Here is a 16,328-nt window from a genome sequence, read left to right as displayed (position 1 = left end):
GCCCTCCGCCGAGACCGTGGCCCGTGACCGCAGAGGCAGGGCGCTTCGCCGCCGCGCGGTCGTCCTGTTGCTGGCAACTCTGGTGACGGCCGTGTTCACCGTGACCCTCATGGCCGGGCAGACGTACTACCCCCTGGACGAGGTGGTCCGTGTGGTCATCGGCGAACAGGTGCCGGGAGCGTCGTTCACGGTGGGACGGCTACGACTGCCTCGGGCCGTCCTGGCCGTGGTAGCGGGTTTCAGCTTCGGGATGGCCGGTGTCACCTTCCAGACCATGCTCCGCAACCCGCTCGCCAGCCCCGACGTCATCGGCATCAGTTCGGGTGCGAGCGCGGCAGCGGCCCTTGCGATCGTCACCCTCTCCTTGGGCGAGACGCAGGTGTCGATCGTCGCGATCACCGCCGCCCTCGCCGTCGCACTGCTCGTGTACACCCTGGCGTTCAAGGACGGGGTGGTCGGCACCCGGCTCATCCTCATCGGCATCGGCATCGCCGCGATGCTCGACAGCGTCGTCGCCTACGTACTGTCCCAGGCAGCCGAGTGGGACCTCCAAGAGGCGATGCGCTGGTTGACCGGCAGTCTCAACGGCACCACATGGCACCAGACCGCCCCCGCCGCTGTGGCATTGGCAGTGTTGTGCCCCGTACTGCTGTCGCAGGCGCGGAACCTGTCCGCGCTGCAACTCGGAGATGACACCGCCTCAGCGCTCGGGGTACGCGTCGAGCGCACCCGTGTCACGGTGATCATCGCCGCTGTCGGCCTGATCGCGTTCGCCACGGCGGCATCCGGGCCGATCGCCTTTGTCGCCTTCCTGTCCGGGCCCATCGCGGCACGGATCACCGGGCCGGGTGGTTCGCTCCTGGTGCCCGCGGGACTGGTCGGGTCCCTGTTGGTCCTGGTCGCAGACTTCACCGGCCAGTTCGCCTTCGACGCCCGCTTCCCGGTCGGCGTCATCACCGGTGTACTCGGCGCGCCCTACCTCGTCTACCTGATCATCCGCACCAACCGGGCAGGAAGTTCCCTGTGACCACGACCCACTCCCTGGCGGCCGAAGGGCTCACCCTCGGCTACGGCGAACGCACCGTCGTCGAGTCGCTTGATCTGGTCGTGCCGCCAGGCGGCATCACGGCGATCGTCGGCGCGAACGCCTGTGGCAAGTCGACGCTCCTGCGCTCCATGTCCCGTCTGCTGGCGCCCCGCGCGGGTCGCGTCGTCCTGGACGGAAAGGAGGTGCACCGCCTGCCCGCCAAGGAACTCGCCCGTACACTCGGGCTACTCCCCCAGTCGCCGGTGGCTCCCGAAGGAATCACCGTCTCCGATCTCGTCGGCCGCGGACGCCATCCTCACCAGCGGGTCTTCTCGCGTTGGAACGCCGAGGACGACGCGGCCGTGGCAGCTGCGCTGGAGGCAACGGACACGCTGCCCCTCGCCAACCGCTGCGTCGACGAGCTCTCCGGTGGACAGCGCCAACGGGTGTGGATCGCCATGGCGCTCGCCCAGCAGACCGACATCCTAATGCTGGACGAACCCACCACCTTCCTCGATGCGAGTCATCAGATCGAAGTCCTTGACCTGTTGACGGACCTGAACCACTCTCGGGGAACGACCGTCGTGATGGTCCTGCACGACCTCAATCTCGCTGCCCGATACGCCAACCACATCGTCGCTCTCGCTTCGGGCCGGCTGCACATCGCCGGCACGCCGCACGAAGTGCTCACGGAGGACAACGTCCGCACGGTCTTCGGTCTCGACAGCCGCATCATCGAGGACCCCGTCTCCGGCCGGCCCCTGATGCTGCCCATCGGACGCCACGGGATCAGGCCGACACAGAGCGCACCCCGTGGAACCGTCCCGGAACGCAAGTCCGACTGATGAACCCGGCCGCACCACCCTTGGTCCCGGCCGCCGCACACCGGCAGATCAGTTGCCGCACACGGCCCACCGGCGGCAGACGACGGCCAGCACCGCACCCCACACCACCAAAGGGAGTTGACTTGTCCAGCTTGTCTAGGAGGAAAGCCACCACGGCCGCGGAGCGCACCGCGGCCCCATCCGCTGGAGCGGCCGACACCCCGCACGAAACCGAGCGCACCGGTGGGCCTGCCGGAACCGAACTCCAGGGCGGGCCCACCAGCCGGCCCGGGTTCACCGACCGGCCCGGGTTCATCGGGCTGGGCTCACACGCGGAGTTGCAGGAGTTGCTGGGCACCCCGCACCCGATCGTCATCGACAAGGTGCACGCCCGACTGGACGAGGACGACCACGCAGTCCTGGCCCGCTCCACGTTCTGTTTGCTCTCCACGTCCGACGCGCACGGCGCCTGCGACGTCTCCCCTCGCGGCGACGGCCCCGGCTTCACCCACGTCGTCGATCCCGGAACCCTGGCGCTACCGGAACGCCCCGGCAACCGCAGGGGGGACAGCCTCCACAACATCCTCGACAATCCCCACGCCGGACTGCTCTACCTCATACCGGGCAGTCGGGACGTCCTACGGATCAACGGCAGGGCACGACTCCTCACCGACGCGCCCTTCTTCGACACGATGGCATCCGCGGACCGGCGTCCCGACCTCGCCATTCTGATCGAGATCGACGAGATCTATCGGCACTGCCCCCGGGCCCTGCACCGTTCCGGGCTGTGGGACACCGCCACCTGGGAGAGTGCCTGACCAGGCTGGCAGACCGCATCACCTCAGGTGGTCGTCGGCTGCGAAGGCACTGGGTACGGGCGGAGGACCATCAGCGAACCCTCCAAGGTCGCCACCATGGCGAAGGGGAACCGGTCGACCTCAAGACAGAGTGCGACGTCATCGGCATGCACTCCTTGACGCACGCCTTCAGCCAACTCGGCGGCGGCGCGCGACCCGGCAGCGCGACGGAGGAACTCGGTGGCATCCGTCGCTGTCCCCGTGGCCCTGCGGGCGATGTACTGAGCACACGCCAGATCCTCGTCGGCCTGCCCGTCCTCACCAGTGACGACGAAGGTGACGTTGTCACCCGTACGCGTACGCAAGAACTGAGCCGTTGCCTCCGCCACCACGAAGCTGGCGCACAGCACCAACGATGCCTCTTTGACCGCGAGGGCGCCGACCGTCCCTGCCGTGGTCTTCTGCACGACGGTCCGACCGCCTAGGTCAACAGCCCGCAGCAGTCCCGGCGAGTTGACCATGTCGAACCCGGGCGCTGGCGGACCGTCTTTGAGTGCCGCCCAATCCGGGTGGCGAGTCTTGAGCGCCAGGGCCTCGTCCAGCGACTCAGCCAGAACGATCTTGTCTGCGCCTTGGGCAAACGCCCAGGCCGCGACAGTGAAGGCGCGCATGACATCGACGACAACCGCCACGGGCGGGGCTTCGACCAGCTCGGTGATACCAAGGAAACGGGCGTCCATTCCGGTCATGATCGCGCATGCCCGACCCGTGGCACTCGAAGAGTGGTCCACATCACGTGGATCGGCGAACACCCCGATGGTCGCCGCTGCGACCCACCTCACCGGTCCATCCGCTGTGATGCCGCCGGCCACCACCCACAACAAGTTTCGGCCGTCCTTCGCCAACAACGAAAACCCGCCCGATCCCAACGATCGGGCGGGTCTCGCCACCGCCCCCGAGTGAACTCGTGGCCGGCCTAAGCAGATCAGCGGGTGCACCTGATGGCAGCATCGCCCGCGAAGTAGCCGGGTGCGAGCCGGGTGGAGTAGGCGTAGAGCAGCACACACTGCTCATGGAGATATCCGCTGATCAGCGCAGACCGACGGGCCATGTTCTCTGCCTCCCGCTTGGCCTTGCTGGGGCTGTTCTCGTACGCCCAGCCCGTGAACGGCTGTGTCTCCTTGACGCTCACATCGGCGTGCGCAACAGCGGGCGCAAACGTGGCGAGGCCCGCGAGAGCCAGGGCAACGCCGCCCCGGACGAGTAGCGAATTCATTGTGTTATCCCCATTCTTGGTGAGTTCCTGCTGAGTTACTGGTGAGCTTCTTGGTGGAATTGGGTGTGATTTAGCGCTGGCAGAACAGGTCGGCGACCGCGGAGTAGACACCGCCACCGACCGACCTGACGTCGGTGGCTCGGACATGGCAGTGGTTCGACTGCCAGCCGGCCGACTGGGCGATCGTGTAGGCCATTCGGACCGCGCCGTTCACCGCCTGGGACGGCGAGGTGCCCATCCCGGTACCGGTGAACGTCCTCACCTCAGGCAGAACCAGCTTCTGCTGGGCGGCTTCGGCGCCAACCGGGGCCGCCTGTGCCGAGGTGACCCCTCCGATGAGAAGCGCCGAGGTGGCAAGGGCCACGGCCGTGGAACGCAGACGTAGCGCGGACGAACGGGTCACAGAGACTCCTCGATGGTTGCTTCGATGGGCACGGAAACGGTCGGCGCCGATTCTGTTGGTGTGATCGTTTGTCGATGGATTCCAAGACACTTGGTTGAGCGACTGATGCCAAGCAGCGGCGTTCGTTCCCTTCACCCCAGGGATGCGGACCGCGTTCAGCAGTTGCATTCCCCTGCTGCGTGGCCGACTTGACGGTCAACAGCTTCGACAGCACGGCGATAGACGGCAAGCACAGGGGGCACTGGTGGAACACTGGAACCATTCCAGCCCCACTGACGTGGCAATACTCGGCAGGGATGGAACGCCGCCACGAAACGCTGGGGGGCTGGAACGGTTGAGCGCGTTAGAGTCGGGGACCGAGGTGTTCGCGCGTCGACTGCGGGTAATCCGGGAGGCGTCGGGGCGCAGCTACGGAGCTCTGGCCCACCGAGTGGGGGTCAGCGCTTCCACCCTCCACCGCTACTGCTCCGGTCACATCGTGCCGTTGGATTTCGCCCCGGTCGCGCGGCTGGCACAGCTGTGCGGCTGTCGGGGCGAGGACCTCGTGGAGCTGCACCGTCTGTGGGTGCTGGCGGACGGGGAGCGCCGCAGACGTCAGGCAGCTGGCGGGGTTCAGGCGCGGAGCGCGGCCGGAATGCCTGAGGCGTTGTCGAGGCTGGCTCAGGATGGGACCGTCCAGGAAGATGGCGACCGGGCACCCGAAGTCAACGCCGCCGTAACCGGATTCACCGGAGCCGCGAAGTGCACCGGGTCCGCGGCACTGGAGGCTTCCCCCGAGGTCACCGTCGCCCTGGAGAAGAAGCAGGCCGGGGGGCCACAGCCGGAGGCGACCGGGTCGACCAGGGCGCCGGAGGTGCCACGGCGGCGGGCCGCCCGGGCCACTCTTGCCACCCATGCCACCCATGCCACCGGACTGGTCGCCGTCGCGGCGGTGTTCACCCTTCTCGTTACCCTTCTAGTCCTGCTGGCGTTCGAGCGCTCGCCTTCCTCCTCGGAGGACCGCAACGATCGACAGCGCGCAAGCGGTCCGCGATACGCGGGCACCGATCTCCCTTCCGTACGCGCCTCGGGCACCACTGCCGCCTCGTCCGCCCTACCCTCCCCACCGTCCTGGTCCATCTCACCCGGGGTGACCGCTTCCCGTCCCCCGGTCGGTCCCACTGCATCCATGGGCCCGGGCCACACAGGCTCCCGCCCAGCGCCCCGGGAGTCCGCAAGGGCGTCGGAGCCTCGCAACCGCGCCCTGCCGTTCAGTTGGGGCGTCAACCAGCACATCTGGGCCAGCGGCTGTAGCCACTCCTACATCGTCGACCGCCCCCCGACAGCGGTCCCCCCGCCGCCGTCGGTGTCCGACGCCGAGCCCTGGGCCCGCTCCCTGGGGGCAGTGCACGGGGGCGACACCCTGGTCAGGTTGACCATCCAGGGCCTCGGTGAGCAGGCGGTGGTGCTTCAGGGGCTCCGGGTACGAGTGGCCGCCCAGCGTCCTCCGCAGCGCCGAAACGTCTACGGCATGAGCCTGGGCTGCGGAGGGACGATGACCCCCCGGATGTTCGATGTCGACCTCGACGCCGCCCGCCCGACGGCCCTTTCCGTGCCCGGCAATGATTCCGGGGTGGAGATCCCCGCCGCCTCCTTTCCGTACCGGGTATCGGCCAGGGACCCGGAGATCCTGCTCATCACCGCCCGCACGGTGACGTGCGACTGTGACTGGTATCTGGAGTTGGAGTGGAGCAGCGCCGACCGTTCAGGGACCGTACGCATCGACGACGCCGGACGACCGTTCCGTACGAGCAGTGTCCTGGGCGGTCCCGCCTATCTGTACGACACCAACGACCGGCGCTGGGTACCGACGACGGGAGCAGACCCGACCCCCCACCCCGGCAACGATCCCACCACGGGTACCCCGGAGGAGCCAGAAGGCCCAACAGATGGCCCGACCCCGGGCGCTCGGGCCGAGTAGGTCCGGACGCCACCGGGCGCAAGGCCGTCTTGCAATCCCCGTCCCCGAATCCCGTCACCGCGACCGCGTTGTGCACCGGCCGGGGCCGGAAGCGGGGATCGGGTCCCATCGCCAGTGATCGCAGGGTGAACACCGAGCCGCCGGGCAAGTCGTGCGTCTCGGCGTACGGGTCGATCGCCCCTCCCCCACCGTGGGCACCAACAGCCACACTGAGCAGCGCACGAACGTCGAGAAGCAAGGGACACACCGGGGGCCGTGGATGGCCCGCTGTGGTCCGCCGACCACTCCTGCGTGGAAGCTGCGCAGGCCGGGCGACCCGCTGGAGTGACACCGTGATCCGCGGGCGCCGACTCCACCCCGGCACCCGGGTCCGGCCGACGTAGAATCGATCCGCCACGATGCTCACGCGGGGGTGCCAACAGGGCCTGGATACGGCCTATTTGCCAGATCTGGAGCACCTCGGGTTTACCGGCGCCGCCACCTCGGAGAAGTCCCATCACCACAGGTCACAACATACGTCTTCGTCGCCAGACACTCGTTGACAGTCGCCCATAGGTGCATCCGATCTCAAAGCCTGAGCACAAATTCCACACATGGCCTCCTCATGCCGGCCCCGATGGTCTAGATTGACCGTGCTTCAGCCGTTCGGGCACGAGGCGAACGACATTGATCTATAGATCCGGCGCCACCAACAGCCAGTAGTCGAGTCCCCGGCCAGACATGGGGATGATCAGTTCAGGGAGCCCGAGAGGGGGACCTTGGGTGCGGGGAGCACCCGAGGTTGCGATGGGCTCCACGCACCTCAAGGGCCCGGCAGAGCAAGCAAGTTCACTGCTGCCAGGGCGAGTTGTCACATAGTGCTGCAATTGCAGCTACAAGGTCGTGCACGGGGGGCGGGGCCTCCCAAGGGGAGGAACAGCGCGGCTCGGGGGACGGGAGCTCCCGAGACAGGAACAGTGTGAGACGAGTACGTCGAACTGCTGGTGACCTGGGGGGTCCTGTGGAGCAGGGGGAGTTAGTCAAGCCGTTTTCGTCAACGCACGGGCGGTTGACGAACGGGGCAATCAGACAGCCCGCGATTGACTGGGAGGAGCGGTACCGCCGTACCGTCATCACCAGCGATACCGTGGCCACCGCCTTGGTGGTGGCGGCAATAGGGAACTTCTTCGGGGCCCGGGACGCGGCCAACTGGCACGAGAAGTGGGGAATACTCGCATTCGGCACCGAACTGTTGGTGCTGGGAGCGCTTGCCGTGAGCAGGGCTTGGGCTCCGGCCGTGCTCGGTCAGGGCGCCGAGGAATTCCGTCGGCTCGGACGCTCCCTCTTCGCGGCGGCCGTCGTACTCGCACTCGGCGGGATCGCCCTCACCTCGCGCAACATCAAGCTCTGGATATTCGTTGCGATCCCCGCGCTCGCACTCGTCACTATGACCGCGCGATATCTGTTACGCCTCTGGCTGCACAAACAGCGCAAGGACGGCCGGTGCCTGCGACCGGTGCTCGCTGCCGGGAGCCTGCCCACCGTACGAGATCTGATCAATCGAGCCCGCAAGTCCCCGCACCTCGGCTGGCGGGTGGACGCGGTGTGCACGACGGACGGTCTCGGACTCGACGGCGACCAACTGGACGGAGTGCCGGTCGTCGGCCAACTGGCCGACGTCGCCAATCACGTCCACCGCAACGGCTACCGAGTCGTGGCGGTCACACCGGACCCGCACTGGACACCGGACCGGCTGCAACGGCTGGCCTGGAACCTCGAAGGCAGCGATGCCGAGATGGTCGTGGCCCCCGTGCTGATGGAGGTGGCCGGCCCGCGGCTGCACGTCGACGCGGTGCTCGGAATACCACTGCTGCGGGTCAGCATGCCGACCTTCACCGGGGGCCGCCGGGCGGTCAAAGAGGTCGTCGATCGACTGGGCGCAACGATTCTGCTGATGGTGTTCGCGCCGCTGATGATGTTCGTGGGGCTGCTCATACTGCTGGACAGTCGGGGTGGGGCGTTCTACCGCCAACGCCGGGTCGGCAAGGAGGGTCGCGAGTTCACCATCCTCAAGTTCCGCACCATGGTCGACGGGGCTGACCGGGCACGTGCCGAACTGGCCGACCGCAACGAGGGTGCCGGTCTGTTGTTCAAGCTCCGCCGGGATCCGCGGGTGACCCGGGTAGGAGCAGTGCTGCGCCGGTATTCACTGGACGAGCTCCCGCAGCTCTTCAACGTACTCACCGGGTCGATGTCGCTCGTCGGCCCACGGCCCCCGCTGCCGGAGGAGTCCGCGGCATACGGCCCGGACATCCGGCGGCGGCTGCTGGTCAAGCCCGGGCTCACCGGCCTCTGGCAGATCAGCGGACGCAGTGACCTGCCGTGGGACGAGGCGGTCCGGCTGGACCTTCGGTACGTGGAGGACTGGTCACTCGCCCTGGACACAGTGATCTTGTGGAAGACGCTGCGTGCGGTGCTCTACGGGCAGGGGGCCTACTGATGCGCCACTGTCGTCGTCCGGCCGACGCGCCGACCGCAGGCCAGGAGTGCCTGCCTATGGGGAGAGACGGGTCATGAGGATCAGCGTTTTCGGCCTCGGCTATGTGGGCTGTGTGTCGGCCGCGTGCCTGGCCAGCATGGGTCACGAGGTCATCGGGGTGGATGTGAACCAGGTGAAGGTCGACCTGGTCAACCATGGCAAGGCCCCGGTGGTCGAGGAACGGATCGGCGAGCTCATCGCCGAGGTCGTGCGGACCGGAGCGTTACGCGCCACGGACGACGTCCACGAGGCGATCATGGGCAGCGAGGTGTCGCTGATCTGTGTGGGCACCCCGTCGGAACCCAACGGCAGCCTGTGCACCACCTATCTGGAGCGGGTCACCGAGCAGATCGGCACCGCGTTGGCGGATGCTGCTGAGCGCGGCCGGCGGCACACCGTTGTGTTCCGCAGCACCATGCTCCCTGGCACCTGTTTGAAACTGCTGGTGCCGATCCTGGAGAAGTACGTCGGGGGCACGGCCGGAGTGGACTTCGGGGTCGCGGTCAACCCGGAGTTCCTGCGCGAGGGCACGAGCGTGCAGGACTTCTTCGACCCGCCCAAGACCGTCATCGGAGAACTCGACCCGGCCAGCGGCGATGCGGTGCTGGCACTGTACGAGGGCTTACCCGGCGAGGTGTTCCGGGTGCCGATCCCCACCGCCGAGGCGATCAAATACGCGGACAACGCGTTCCACGGTCTCAAGGTCGGCTTCGCGAACGAGTTGGGCGCGGTGTGTCAGGCGCTCGGGGTGGACTCGCACCAGGTCATGGACGTGTTCCTGGCCGACCGCAAGCTGAACATCAGCCCCGCCTATCTACGGCCTGGTTTCGCCTTCGGTGGTTCCTGCCTCCCCAAGGACTTACGCAGTCTGGTCCATGCGGCGCAGCGGGCCGATGTGTCGGTTCCCATCCTCGCCAATGTGCTGCCCTCCAACTCCGCGCATCTTCAGCGCGCGGTGGAGCTGGTCGAACGCACCGGCAAGCGCCGGGTGGGACTGTTCGGACTCTCCTTCAAACCCGGCACCGACGACCTCCGCGAGAGCCCGCTGGTCGCACTGGCGGAGACGCTGTTCGGCAAGGGCTACGACCTGCGGATCTATGACGCCAATGTGAGCCTCTCCCGGCTGCTGGGCGCGAACCGCGAGTACATCGAAACCCGGCTGCCACACCTCGCACAACTGCTTGCCGACTCCGTCGACGACGTTCTCGAACACGCCGAGGTGTGCCTGATCGGGACGAGGGATCCGGCCGTGCTGTCGGTACTCCCCCATGGCGACGGCCCGGTGCTCATCGATCTCATCCACCTTCCCGACGCCGAAACGCGCCGGACAGAACCGGGGTACGTGGGCCTTGCTTGGTGATGCAATCAGCGACGAACGACCGGACCGGCGCGCGCTGATCCTGGTGGAGAACCTCTCGGTGCCGTTCGACCGGCGTGTGTGGCAGGAGTGCAAGACGCTGCGCGACGCGGGCTGGGAGGTGCACGTCATCTGTCCCCGAGGGAGCAAGCGGGACACGGAGTTGGAGATCGAGATCGACGGGGTGCGGATCCACCGCTACCCGTTGCGCGCGGCCACCGGAGGACCGGCCGGCTACCTGCGGGAGTACGGCTCGGCGTTGTGGCATACGGCCAGGTTGGCCCGCAAGGTCGGTCCGGTCGACGTGGTGCACGCCTGCAACCCGCCCGACCTGCTGTTCCTACCGGCGTTGTGGTTGAAGCGGCGCGGTGCGCGGTTCGTCTTCGATCAGCACGACCTGGTACCCGAGTTGTACCTCTCCCGGTTCGATCGTGGTGAGGACCTGCTCTACCGAGGCGTGTGCGCTCTGGAGCGGCTGACCTATCGGGCCGCGGATGTCGTGCTCGCCACGAACGAGAGCTACCGGGATGTCGCGATAGGCCGTGGCGGTCAGCGGCCGGAGGATGTCTTCGTGGTGCGCAGCGCGCCCGAGATCGAGCGGTTCCAACCGGTGGCGCCCGAGCCGGAGCTGAAGCGTGGCAAGCCCCATCTGTTGTGCTACCTCGGTGTCATGGGGCCTCAGGACGGTGTCGACTACGCCTTGCGGGCCCTGGCGAAGCTGCGCGACGAGCTCGGGCGGACCGACTGGCATGCGGTGTTCGTGGGCGCCGGCGACGCCTTCGACGCGATGGTGGAGCTGTCCCAGCGGCTCGGGCTCTCGGAGCAGGTGGAGTTCACCGGGCGCATTCCGGACGCCGATCTGGTGCGCTATCTGTCGAGCGCCGATGTGTGCCTCTCCCCCGACCCGCGCAATCCGCTCAATGACGTGTCGACGATGAACAAGGTCCTGGAGTACATGGCGATGGGCCGGCCGATCGTCTCGTTCGACCTCCGTGAGGCCCGGGTCTCCGCCGGTGATGCCGCCGTCTACGCGCCAGCCAACGACGAGGCCGAATTCGCCAGGCTCGTCGCGCTGCTGCTCGACGATCCGGAGAAGCGGGCCCAGATGGGCAAGATCGGTCAGGAGAGGATCAGCGGGGAGCTCTCCTGGCGGAACTCCCAGCGATCATTGCTCGCCGCTTACGCCGTTGCCTGCCGCGACCACACTCCGGTGTCGGCGGGCAACCCGGTCAGCACCGGGAAGAAGAGGCCGCGTCGTTGAGCAATGAGATAATACGCCTGGTCACGATCGGGCGGATCCTCCGTCGGCGCTGGCGGCTGCTCGCCGTCCTCACCGTGCTGGGCGCACTCGTCGGCTACGGCACTTCGCTGCTGTTTCCGCCGCGCTACACGGCGTCGGCATCCGTACTGCTGCCGGGGCAGTGGGAAGAACGCGAACTGCTGACCCAGGTGGACATCGCGACCAGTTCGGCGGTGGTCGACCGGGCGGCTGCCACGCTCGACTGGAGGGGCGTCAGCGGCGGTGAGTTACGGGATCGGGTGAGCGCCGAGACCGCTGACGGGAACATCATCAGGATCTCGGGCACGGCCGAGACTCCGGAGCGCGCGCAGCAGCTCTCCGACCGGGTGGCCCAGCAACTCGTGGCGTTCGCCGCGCGCATCGCAGGCGACGGTGCGGACTCCGAGGCGGCCACGGGCCCCGAGGCGCTGCGACAGAAAGTCGTGCAGACGAACCGTCACATCACCGAGTTGGCCAATGCCGCCGATCCGGGGCAGACCGTGGAGAGCGTGCAGGCCCGCACCGCGCTCGCGAAGCTGCGTACCGCGCTGGAAGAGGCTATGAAGAAGCTGGACCAGGCGGATACGGCGCGCAACAAGGCGGGCATGGTGATCATGGGGCCGGCGCCCCGGCCGACCGGCGAGGCGCCGCCGACGAGGGTGCAACTCATCGCCGCCGGGGCGCTGCTGTTCCCTCTGCTCGCTGTCGTCGGCCACCTCGCCGCCGCACGGCTGAATCGCCGACTGCGCACCGAGCCCGAGATCGTCGCGGCACTGGGCTCGGCGCTGCTGGGTACGGTCGACGTGCCCGGCAAAGGCAGCTCGGAACGGCCGGAAGAGCTCGGCCCGCGGGCCCGGATCCGCCGGCTGCTGGGTGTGGACGGCCGGTGGGACACACCGACCCCACAAGCATCCGGCGACGAGGCCAGCAGACAGATCCGCTATCGACGGGTGTGTGCCCGCCTTCGGGACCAACTGCCCTCCCCTGGGAGACTGCTGGTCGTCGTGCCGGAGGGAGATGGGACCGCCCTTCGAGCAGCGGGGCAACTTGTCGCCGAGGCGGAAAGCGATCCTTCGCCGAGCCCTACGACCACGGCGAACCCCGTGCTGCGGGTGGTGGAGGTCTCGGTGTCCCAGCCGATGGTGCCGGACCGCGACACCGAGTCGGGTGCCCTGGTCGTGCTCAGCGCGGGCAGTTGGACCGCGGGAGAGCTCGCCGGCATCGCCGAGGCGTGTGCGGACGGCGGTCACAACATCATCGGCATCGTCGTCGCCGGCACGGTCCGGACCCGTCCGACGCCGTCCACCGGCCCCCCACCGGAGAAGGCCACTCCGGTACTCGCGGTACGCGGCCACGCGACGGGAGAGTCGGTGTGACGACGAGCACGACTTCGGAGCCGTCGACAGGCGCTCCGTTGCTGGACCTGCAAGCGCTGGTGGTTTCCGTACGCAGGCGCCGCCGCCTCTGGTGTTCCATGGCACTACTGGGACTGCTGCTCGGTGCGGCAGTGGCGGTCATGCTGCCGCCGCCTCCGACCGCGGTGACCAAGGTGCTGGTCACCCACAAGGAGGACCAGCCGAACGACACCGGAACACTGATCCGTACCGACGTCGCACTGCTGGGGACCACCCGGATCGCAGGAAAGGCCCTCAAGACCCTCAACTCCCCGGACAAGCCGGAAGACTTCATCCAGGACTACCGTGGCACCGGGCTGACCAACAACCTGTTGCAGATCGATGTGACGGGTGACAGCGACGCACAAGCGGTGGCCCGGGCCAAGGCATTGGCCGATGCGTTCATCGCCGATCACGTGGGGCGGATGTGGGCAGCCGCGAAGGCCGAGTCCGAGGCCCTGCTCGACCAGCGTGACCGCATGCGGGACGAACTCGCCCGGGTCAACAAGTCGATCGGAGACCGGTCGCCGGAGAGCGACCCGAAATCGTCGGCGAGCATCGAGTCGCTCTTCGCCCGCCGAGCCGAACTCAACTCACGGATCGCCGAGTTCGACCAGCGCGCCGCGGAGGTGCGCACCGGCACGCCCCAGGTCATCACCGGCACACAGATCGTGGATGCACCCCGGGCGGTGCAGCACTCCCTGCCCAAGACCGCCGTCACCAATGCCGCGATCGGGCTCGTGCTCGGACTCGTCCTCGGACTCGCGCTGGCAGCGGTCGGCACGGTGGTCGCGGACCGTCCCGTGCTGCGCCGGGAGATCGCGGCGAACCTGGGCGCCTCCGTCATCGCGGAGCTACGTCGCGTGCCCCGCCGGTCGATCGGGCTGTGGCAGAGCCGACGGACCCGGGCGGCACGCGAACGGCTCACCGTGACCCTGACCCGCATCGTGCGGGGCTCCACCGAACCGGTTTCGCTGCTGGAACTGGGGTGTGCGCACAGCGCGAGTGCGATCGCCCTGAACGTCGCCGAGGCACTGGCCGAGGAGGGGCCGATGGTCGTCGTCAACGGTCTGCCGGGTCCGGAGCTCGCCAACAACCGTCGGAAGTTGGGAGGGCCGACCGTGGTCAGCGGCGACATCGTCGCGTCCGTGCCGCAGCAGGCGCGCCGGATCGGCGTCGGCTCGGTCGCGCCCGGCACGGCGTGGACCGACCTCCAGTACCTCGGTGCCCAGACCGTGCTCGTGGTGCGGGCCGGGCACGGCAGCGCCGCATGGCTGCACACCGTGGCCCGGCAGCTCGCGGACCAGCGAATACCGGTGATCGGTGTGGTGCTGGTCGACCCCGATCCGCGTGACCGTACCGACGGCACGCTGTGGGACGGGCTGCACACCGCGTTGCGCGGCCAGTACGAGCGGTTGGCCCGGCAGAACGGAACGGGGCAACCGCTGACCGAGCGGCTGGCCCGGCAGAACGGAACGGGCCAGCCGCGGACGGAGCGGCCGTCGATGCCGACCGCGCTGGTTCCGGACAGCGACCAGGAGGCGCGGTAGACATGTGTGGAATCGCAGGCACTTACCGATGGCCGGACGGGAAGGTCGTGACCGACCGGCTCACCGATGTCCTCGCCCACCGCGGTCCGGACGGGGCAGGCCGCTACAACCACTCCGTCGGTGACGGCGAAGTGCACCTCGGACACCGTCGGCTGGCAATCATCGACCTGTCCGACACCGGCGCCCAACCGATGGTCTCGGACGGTCTGGCCCTCACGTACAACGGCGAGCTGTACAACGCGCCCGAACTCCGTGCCGAACTGACGGCCGCCGGGGTGCGCTTTCGTGGCACGTCCGACTCCGAGGTGCTGCTGGAGGCATGGCGGCGCTGGGGCACGGACTGTCTGCCCCGGCTGCGCGGCATGTTCGCGTTCGCGGTCTTCGACGAGCGAACCGGTGATCTGGTGCTCGCCCGCGACCAACTCGGCATCAAGCCGCTGTTCCTACTCCGGCGCGGTACGGGCCTGATGTTCGCCTCCGAGCTCAAGGCGCTCGTCGCCGTGACCGGTGGGTCGCTGGAGGTGGACCATGCGGCGCTGGTGGCCTCGCTCCTGTACTACTGGGTGCCCGACTCGCGGTGCGCATTCCGCGAAGCGGAGAAGCTCCCGCCGGGTAGCTGGCTCAGGTGCCGGCCCGACGGTCGGGTGGAGCGCGGCCGGTTCTGGAACCTGAAGGACGTGGCCGCCGAGGGTCGGGAGCGGGCCCGCAGCGGCGAGCAGCCGGACGTGGGCGCCATCGTCGAGGAGTCGACCCGACGGCACCTACTGTCCGACGTCCCCGTGGCGACCTTCCTCTCCGGTGGTCTCGACTCCAGCTATCTGACGGCGCTGGCGGCCCGCGACCGGCCGGGGATCTCCGCCTACACGATCGGATTCCGCCCCGAGGACGCCAAGTTCGAGGCGATGCCGGACGATCTGCGCTATGCGCGGCAGGTGGCCGAGCGGTTCGGCGTCGACCTGCATGAGATCGAGATCGCTCCGAACGTGCTCGACCTACTGCCGCGGATGACGCACCACCTGGACGAGCCGATTGGGGACCCCGCAGCGATCAACACATTCCTGATCTGCGAGGCCGCCCGAGAGGCCGGCGTCAAGGTGATGCTCTCGGGGATGGGTGCCGACGAATTGTTCGCCGGGTACCGCAAGCACCTGGCTAACCTCCTTGCGCTGCGCTACCAGCGCGTCCCGCGTCCCCTGCGGCAGGGGGTTGCCGGGGTCGTGGACCGGCTGCCGGTCGCCACGGCCCGCCGGGGGTACCGGTCGGTGCGCTTCGCCAAGCGGTTCCTCTCCTTCGCCGAGTTGCCGGAGGAGACCGCGTTCCGCCGCAGCTACACCATGTACGACCAGGACGAACTGCTCGCCCTGATCAATCCGGATCTGGCCGGGACGGTCGACGACGTGCTGAGTGAGCACCGGGACATCTACCAGGACAACGACCTCGACGACTTCGTCAACCGGATGTGTCTGGGCGATGCCCGGATGTTCCTGCCGGGTTTGAATCTCGCGTACACGGACCGGTCCAGCATGGCCGCGTCGACCGAGGTGCGGGTGCCGTACGTGGACGTCGAGGTGGTCAAGGCCGCCTTCGCGGTGCCCGGCAACCGCAAGATCGTCGGACGGCAGGGGAAGGCGGTCCTCAAGGAGGCGGCCACCTCGATCCTGCCGCGGGAGATCGTGTACCGGCCCAAGGGCCTGTTCAGCGCCCCGCTGCGGGCCTGGATGAGCAGGGATCTGGCGCCGCTGGTGCGCGAGGTGGTGAACGACGGCGTGCTCGTCCGATCCGGGTTTCTGCGCCGGGATGCGCTGGCGCGACTCGTCGCCGAGGACGCCGCCGGGCAGCGGGACTTCTCCAAGCATCTGTGGCATGTGCTGACCCTTGAGTACTGGTATCGCGGCGCGACCTCTGGCTCCAGCCAGAACTGAACGGCATGACGGCTTGACGGC

The 16,328-nt window shown here is 68.2% G+C and carries 14 protein-coding genes; 11 read left to right on the top strand and 3 right to left on the bottom strand.

Going from position 1 to position 16,328, the window contains the following annotated elements; all coding sequences use genetic code 11:
* Positions 1–16 precede the first annotated feature (16 nt).
* The 3 genes from OID54_RS34915 to OID54_RS34905 all read left to right on the top strand — a co-directional run bounded on the left by OID54_RS34915 (position 17) and on the right by OID54_RS34905 (position 2,669).
* Positions 17–1,027: a FecCD family ABC transporter permease gene (locus OID54_RS34915; RefSeq protein ID WP_329027959.1), complete on the top strand. Its 1,011-nt coding sequence runs from the start codon at positions 17–19 to the stop codon at positions 1,025–1,027.
* Positions 1,024–1,872, top strand: a complete 849-nt coding sequence (locus OID54_RS34910) for an ABC transporter ATP-binding protein (protein WP_329026222.1) — start codon at positions 1,024–1,026, stop codon at positions 1,870–1,872. Before OID54_RS34915 ends, OID54_RS34910 begins: the two co-directional genes overlap by 4 nt.
* Before the next feature lie 293 nt (positions 1,873–2,165).
* On the top strand, positions 2,166–2,669 hold the full coding sequence (locus tag OID54_RS34905; RefSeq protein WP_329027958.1) for an MSMEG_1061 family FMN-dependent PPOX-type flavoprotein: 504 nt from the start codon (positions 2,166–2,168) through the stop codon (positions 2,667–2,669).
* Between the two features lie 23 nt (positions 2,670–2,692).
* Here OID54_RS34905 and OID54_RS34900 read toward each other — a convergent pair whose 3' ends face one another.
* Positions 2,693–3,388 carry a 2-phosphosulfolactate phosphatase gene (locus OID54_RS34900; protein ID WP_329026220.1) on the bottom strand — a complete coding sequence of 232 codons (696 nt, stop codon included), beginning with the start codon at positions 3,386–3,388 and terminating at the stop codon, positions 2,693–2,695.
* Positions 3,389–3,395: 7 nt separating this feature from the next.
* On the opposite strand from OID54_RS34900, the gene OID54_RS34895 reads away from it, so the two are divergent.
* Positions 3,396–3,611, top strand: coding sequence for a hypothetical protein (locus OID54_RS34895; protein WP_329026218.1), 216 nt, complete (start codon positions 3,396–3,398; stop codon positions 3,609–3,611).
* A 22-nt stretch (positions 3,612–3,633) separates the two neighbouring features.
* Here the strand turns inward: OID54_RS34895 and OID54_RS34890 are convergent, their stop codons facing one another.
* Together OID54_RS34890 and OID54_RS34885 are read right to left on the bottom strand one after the other, a co-directional pair.
* Positions 3,634–3,924: a hypothetical protein gene (locus OID54_RS34890; RefSeq protein WP_329026215.1), complete on the bottom strand. Its 291-nt coding sequence runs from the start codon at positions 3,922–3,924 to the stop codon at positions 3,634–3,636.
* A 70-nt stretch (positions 3,925–3,994) separates the two neighbouring features.
* Positions 3,995–4,327, bottom strand: a complete 333-nt coding sequence (locus tag OID54_RS34885; protein WP_329026212.1) for a hypothetical protein — start codon at positions 4,325–4,327, stop codon at positions 3,995–3,997.
* Between the two features lie 334 nt (positions 4,328–4,661).
* On the opposite strand from OID54_RS34885, the gene OID54_RS34880 reads away from it, so the two are divergent.
* The 7 genes from OID54_RS34880 (at position 4,662) to asnB (ending at position 16,307) form a co-directional block, all read left to right on the top strand.
* Complete coding sequence (locus tag OID54_RS34880) at positions 4,662–6,287, top strand: helix-turn-helix transcriptional regulator (protein ID WP_329026209.1); 1,626 nt, start codon at positions 4,662–4,664, stop codon at positions 6,285–6,287.
* Positions 6,288–7,287: 1,000 nt separating this feature from the next.
* Positions 7,288–8,766 (top strand): sugar transferase, encoded by a 1,479-nt coding sequence (locus OID54_RS34875; protein WP_329026205.1) that lies wholly within the window; start codon positions 7,288–7,290, stop codon positions 8,764–8,766.
* Positions 8,767–8,839: 73 nt separating this feature from the next.
* Complete coding sequence (locus OID54_RS34870; RefSeq protein ID WP_329026203.1) at positions 8,840–10,165, top strand: nucleotide sugar dehydrogenase; 1,326 nt, start codon at positions 8,840–8,842, stop codon at positions 10,163–10,165.
* Complete coding sequence (locus OID54_RS34865) at positions 10,155–11,423, top strand: glycosyltransferase family 4 protein (protein ID WP_329026201.1); 1,269 nt, start codon at positions 10,155–10,157, stop codon at positions 11,421–11,423. The genes OID54_RS34870 and OID54_RS34865 overlap by 11 nt, the downstream gene beginning before the upstream one ends.
* Positions 11,420–12,817: a Wzz/FepE/Etk N-terminal domain-containing protein gene (locus OID54_RS34860; RefSeq protein WP_329026199.1), complete on the top strand. Its 1,398-nt coding sequence runs from the start codon at positions 11,420–11,422 to the stop codon at positions 12,815–12,817. The genes OID54_RS34865 and OID54_RS34860 overlap by 4 nt, the downstream gene beginning before the upstream one ends.
* Positions 12,814–14,385 (top strand): Wzz/FepE/Etk N-terminal domain-containing protein, encoded by a 1,572-nt coding sequence (locus tag OID54_RS34855; RefSeq protein WP_329026197.1) that lies wholly within the window; start codon positions 12,814–12,816, stop codon positions 14,383–14,385. Before OID54_RS34860 ends, OID54_RS34855 begins: the two co-directional genes overlap by 4 nt.
* Positions 14,386–14,387: 2 nt before the next feature.
* Complete coding sequence (gene asnB, locus OID54_RS34850; RefSeq protein ID WP_329026196.1) at positions 14,388–16,307, top strand: asparagine synthase (glutamine-hydrolyzing); 1,920 nt, start codon at positions 14,388–14,390, stop codon at positions 16,305–16,307.
* Positions 16,308–16,328 lie beyond the last annotated feature (21 nt).

Source organism: Streptomyces sp. NBC_00690 (assembly GCF_036226685.1).
Lineage (GTDB): Bacteria > Actinomycetota > Actinomycetes > Streptomycetales > Streptomycetaceae > Streptomyces.
The sequence above is the reverse complement of the archived record's forward strand: the minus strand, read 5'-3'. Positions and strand labels throughout refer to the sequence as shown.

Excerpts from the sequence above, each read along its gene's own strand:
- OID54_RS34900 (WP_329026220.1), bottom strand. The coding sequence starts at position 3,388 with ATGGACGCCCGTTTCCTTGGTATCACCGAGCTGGTCGAAGCCCCGCCC.
- OID54_RS34895 (WP_329026218.1), top strand. The coding sequence starts at position 3,396 with ATGATCGCGCATGCCCGACCCGTGGCACTCGAAGAGTGGTCCACATCA.
- OID54_RS34890 (WP_329026215.1), bottom strand. The coding sequence starts at position 3,924 with ATGAATTCGCTACTCGTCCGGGGCGGCGTTGCCCTGGCTCTCGCGGGC.
- OID54_RS34870 (WP_329026203.1), top strand. The coding sequence starts at position 8,840 with ATGAGGATCAGCGTTTTCGGCCTCGGCTATGTGGGCTGTGTGTCGGCC.
- asnB (WP_329026196.1), top strand. The coding sequence starts at position 14,388 with ATGTGTGGAATCGCAGGCACTTACCGATGGCCGGACGGGAAGGTCGTG.